The sequence below is a fragment of the Mycobacterium sp. genome, from assembly GCF_040398885.1.
Taxonomy (GTDB): Bacteria; Actinomycetota; Actinomycetes; order Mycobacteriales; family Mycobacteriaceae; genus Mycobacterium.
The window spans coordinates 1-4,604 of sequence record NZ_JBBATF010000196.1; the positions used below are offsets into that span (position 1 = coordinate 1).

General features: G+C 67.2%; 5 protein-coding genes. 4 read left to right on the forward strand and 1 reads right to left on the reverse strand.

What is annotated here, in order from left to right; all coding sequences use genetic code 11:
* The first annotated feature begins 14 nt into the window (after positions 1-14).
* The 3 genes from atpD to ADBZ5U_RS14450 are packed head-to-tail and all read left to right on the forward strand — an operon-like array spanning position 15 to position 2,293.
* The gene (atpD, locus tag ADBZ5U_RS14440) at positions 15-1,454 is read left to right on the forward strand and encodes a F0F1 ATP synthase subunit beta (RefSeq protein WP_526811338.1); all 1,440 of its coding nucleotides are present in this window, start codon (positions 15-17) and stop codon (positions 1,452-1,454) included.
* A gap of 21 nt (positions 1,455-1,475) precedes the next feature.
* Positions 1,476-1,841, forward strand: a complete 366-nt coding sequence (locus ADBZ5U_RS14445; protein WP_526811331.1) for a F0F1 ATP synthase subunit epsilon — start codon at positions 1,476-1,478, stop codon at positions 1,839-1,841.
* A 2-nt stretch (positions 1,842-1,843) separates the two neighbouring features.
* Positions 1,844-2,293, forward strand: a complete 450-nt coding sequence (locus tag ADBZ5U_RS14450) for a DUF2550 family protein (protein WP_526811333.1) — start codon at positions 1,844-1,846, stop codon at positions 2,291-2,293.
* Between the two features lie 195 nt (positions 2,294-2,488).
* Here ADBZ5U_RS14450 and ADBZ5U_RS14455 read toward each other — a convergent pair whose 3' ends face one another.
* Complete coding sequence (locus tag ADBZ5U_RS14455) at positions 2,489-3,136, reverse strand: cob(I)yrinic acid a,c-diamide adenosyltransferase (protein WP_526811335.1); 648 nt, start codon at positions 3,134-3,136, stop codon at positions 2,489-2,491.
* A gap of 62 nt (positions 3,137-3,198) precedes the next feature.
* On the opposite strand from ADBZ5U_RS14455, the gene murA reads away from it, so the two are divergent.
* The gene (gene murA / locus ADBZ5U_RS14460; RefSeq protein WP_526811336.1) at positions 3,199-4,452 is read left to right on the forward strand and encodes a UDP-N-acetylglucosamine 1-carboxyvinyltransferase; all 1,254 of its coding nucleotides are present in this window, start codon (positions 3,199-3,201) and stop codon (positions 4,450-4,452) included.
* The last annotated feature ends 152 nt before the right edge of the window (positions 4,453-4,604 follow it).

The window sequence follows — 4,604 nt, forward strand, 5'->3', positions numbered from 1 at the left end:
ACAGCGGCAGCAGCGTGACCAGCGGCGGACACACCAGCGGCAGCGACAAAGGCGGTCGCGTGGTTCGCGTCACCGGCCCGGTCGTCGACGTGGAGTTCCCGCGCGGCTCGGTGCCGGAACTGTTCAACGCCCTGCACGCCGACATCACCTTCGGCTCGATGGCCAAGACGCTGACGCTGGAGGTCGCCCAGCACCTCGGCGAGAACCTGGTGCGCACCATCTCGATGCAGCCCACCGACGGTCTGGTGCGGGGCGTCGAGGTCATCGACACCGGCTCCTCCATCTCGGTTCCGGTCGGCGACGGCGTCAAGGGGCATGTGTTCAACGCCCTGGGTCAGTGCCTCGACGAGCCCGGCTACGGCAAGGACTTCGAGCACTGGTCGATCCACCGGCGTCCGCCGGCCTTCGACGAGCTGGAGCCGCGCACCGAGATGCTCGAGACCGGCCTGAAGGTCGTCGACCTGCTGACGCCCTATGTGCGGGGCGGCAAGATCGCGCTGTTCGGCGGCGCCGGCGTCGGCAAGACGGTGCTCATCCAGGAGATGATCAACCGCATCGCCCGCAACTTCGGCGGCACGTCGGTGTTCGCCGGCGTGGGGGAGCGCACCCGCGAGGGCAACGACCTGTGGGTCGAGCTTCGTGAGGCCAACGTGCTCAAGGACACCGCGCTCGTGTTCGGCCAGATGGACGAGCCGCCGGGCACCCGTATGCGGGTCGCGCTGTCGGCCCTGACCATGGCGGAGTACTTCCGCGACGAGCAGGGCCAGGACGTGCTGCTGTTCATCGACAACATCTTCCGGTTCACCCAGGCCGGCTCCGAGGTGTCGACCCTGCTGGGCCGCATGCCCTCGGCCGTGGGCTACCAGCCCACCCTGGCCGACGAGATGGGCGAGTTGCAGGAGCGCATCACCTCCACCCGCGGCAAGTCGATCACCTCGATGCAGGCCGTGTACGTGCCCGCCGACGACTACACCGACCCCGCGCCGGCCACCACGTTCGCCCACCTGGACGCGACGACGGAGCTCTCCCGGGCGGTGTTCTCCAAGGGCATCTTCCCGGCCGTGGACCCGCTGGCGTCCAGCTCGACCATCCTCGACCCCGCGGTCGTGGGTGACGAGCACTACCGGGTGGCTCAGGAAGTCATCCGGATCCTGCAGCGCTACAAGGACCTTCAGGACATCATCGCGATCCTCGGTATCGACGAGCTCTCCGAGGAGGACAAGCAGTTGGTCAACCGGGCGCGGCGCATCGAGCGCTTCTTGAGCCAGAACATGATGGCGGCCGAGCAGTTCACCGGTCAGCCCGGCTCCACCGTCCCGGTCAAGGAGACCGTTGAGGCGTTCGACAAGCTCTCCAAGGGCGACTTCGACCATGTTCCCGAGCAGGCGTTCTTCCTGATCGGCGGTCTCGACGACCTGGCGAAGAAGGCCGAGACCTTCGGCGTATCGCTGTGATCGTGCGAAAGGTGCGCTGAGATGGCCGAATTGGACGTCGCGATCGTCGCCGTCGAACGCCAGATCTGGTCGGGCAAGGCGACCTTCCTGTTCACCCGCACCACTTCCGGTGAGATCGGCATCCTGCCGAATCACATCCCGCTGGTCGCTCAGCTCGTCGACGACGCGATGGTCCGGGTGGAACGCGAGGGCGAGGACGATCTGCGTATCGCGGTCAACGGCGGGTTCCTGACGGTCACCGAGGCCGGGGTGACGATTCTGGCCGAGTCGGCCGAATTCGCCGCGGAGATCGACGCCGACGAGGCGAAGGCCGACGCGGCCTCCGACGACCCGGCGATCGCCGCTCGGGGCAGGTCGCGGCTTCGAGCGCTCGGGCAACTGGACTGACGATGCCGACGAGCGCGTCGATGATCATCATGGTCGCGCTCGTCGGTGTTCTGCTGTTGGCGGTTCTGGCGCTCGGCTTCCGGTTGTGGAAGTTGGGGCAGGGCGGCACGCCGGCCATCGTGCGGGACACCCCGGCGGTCGGCGGCCACGGGTGGCGCCATGGGGTCATCCGGTATCGCGGTGACGAGGCCCTGTTCTACCGGCTGTCCAGTATGCGGTTGTGGCCGGACCGCCGGCTCAGCCGCCAAGGCCTGGAGATCATGTCCCGGCGGTCACCGCGCGGCGACGAGTTCGACATCATGACCGAGGAGATCGTCGTGCTCGCCCTGCGGGTCGCCGGCGGCGGTCAGCAGCGCGGGTACGAGATGGCATTGGACCGGGGCGCGCTGACGGCGTTCCTGTCGTGGGTCGAGTCAAGTCCGTCGCCACGTGCGCGCCGCACAATCGGGTGAAGCCGCGTCGCACAATCGGGTAGAAGCCGCGTCGCACAATCGGGTAGAAGCCGCGCCGCGCAATCGGGTGAAGCCGCGTCGCACAATCGGGTAGAAGCCGCGTCGCACAATCGGGTAGAAGCCGCGTCGCACAATCGGGTAGAAGCTAAGCGCCGGAGGACTTCTCGCGTTCTCCGGATTGAACGGGCGTGCTCCTCAGCGCGGCTTCGCCGCTTGATCGTCGCTCGCCGGATCAACGGGTGTGCTCCTCGGCGCGGCTTCGCCGCTTGATCGTCGCTCGCCGCCGGGCTGCCACAGCACGTCGCCGTCCGGGTTGGCCACCCGGCCCAGAATGAACAAGAGGTCCGAGAGCCGGTTGAGGTATCGGGCCGGCAGCGGGCTGACCGTCTGCGGGTGCGCCTTGACCGCGATCCACGCCGACCGTTCGGCACGCCGGGTCACCGTCCGTGCCACATGCAGCAGCGCCGAGAGCGCGGTGCCGCCGGGCAGGATGAACGAATTCAGTTCGGGCAGGCGCTCATTGAACTCGTCGCACCAGCTCTCCAGCCGCTCGACATAGTCCTCGGTGATCCGCAATGGCGGGTACTCGGGGTTCTGCACGATCGGTGTGGACAGGTCGGCACCTGCGTCGAACAAGTCGTTCTGGATTCGGGTGAGGACTTCCCGCAGATTCTCGTCGGGGCGGCCCAGGGCAACAGCGACACCGATCGCCGCGTTGGCCTCGTCGCAGTCGGCGTAGGCGATGAGCCGGGGATCACTCTTCTCCACCCGCGAGAAATCACTCAGGCCCGACGTGCCGTCGTCGCCGGTCCGGGTATAAATGCGGGTCAGATGCACTCCCATGACTCAAACCGTACCGGCCCACAGGGATGGAACTCTCGCCCGACTGCTCTAAACTCGCGGGGGTGAGCGAGCGTTTCCTGGTGACCGGCGGCAACCGGTTGTCCGGCGAGGTCGCCGTCACCGGCGCGAAGAACAGCGTTCTCAAGCTCATGGCGGCCAGTCTGCTGGCCGAGGGCACCACCACCATCACCAACTGTCCCGACATTCTCGACGTGCCCTTGATGGCCGAAGTGCTGCGCGGACTGGGCGCCAACGTCGAATTGGACGGTTCGGTGGTCCGGATCACCTCCCCGGACGAACCGAAGTATGAGGCGGACTTCGCCGCGGTGCGGCAGTTCCGGGCCTCGGTGTGCGTCCTCGGCCCACTGGTCGGCCGCTGCAGGCGGGCCCGGGTGGCGTTACCCGGCGGCGACGCCATCGGTTCGCGTCCGCTGGACATGCACCAGTCCGGACTGCGTCAACTGGGCGCGGATTGCAGCATCGAGCACGGCTGCGTCGTCGCCTCGGCCGATCACCTGCGCGGCGCGGAGATCCAGCTCGAGTTCCCCTCCGTCGGGGCGACCGAGAACATCCTGATGGCCGCGGTCCTCGCCGAGGGCGTGACGACCATCCACAATGCCGCTCGCGAACCCGACGTGGTGGACCTGTGCGAGATGCTCAACCAGATGGGCGCGGCGATCGAGGGTGCGGGCACCTCGACCCTGACCATCACCGGAGTAGACCGGCTGCATCCGACCGAACACCGGGTCATCGGCGACCGGATCGTGGCCGCGACGTGGGGGATCGCCGCGGCGATGACCCGTGGTGACATCTCGGTCACCGGGGTGGACCCGGCGCATCTGCAGTTGGTCCTGCACAAGTTGCACGACGCCGGCGCCACCGTCACGCAGAACGACAACGGCTTCCGGGTGGTGCAATACGAGCGGCCCAGGGCGTGCAACGTCGCGACGCTTCCGTTTCCCGGCTTCCCGACCGACCTGCAGCCGATGGCAATCGCTCTGGCATCCATCGCCGAGGGCACCTCGATGATCACCGAGAACGTGTTCGAGGCCCGGTTCCGATTCGTCGAGGAGATGATCCGGCTGGGTGCCGACGCTCGAACCGACGGCCACCATGCGGTGGTGCGGGGCATCGCGCAGCTCTCCAGCGCCCCGGTCTGGTCGTCGGACATCCGCGCGGGCGCCGGGCTGGTGCTGGCCGGCCTGGTGGCCGACGGCGAGACCGAGGTGCACGACGTGTTCCACATCGACCGGGGCTATCCGCTCTTCGTGGAGGACCTCACCGGTTTGGGTGCGGAAATAGAACGAGTACACTAGGCGTTATCCACGAGGTGCTGGACCCCTTGGGGGCTTCGAGCCCCCGGATTTGACCGGGTTCCATGCGATGACTTACGCTGGCAGGGTTGCCCTGAAAGCAGGTCAACGAGGGTGTGTTGTTTGAGAACTCAATAGTGTGTTTGGTGGTTTTT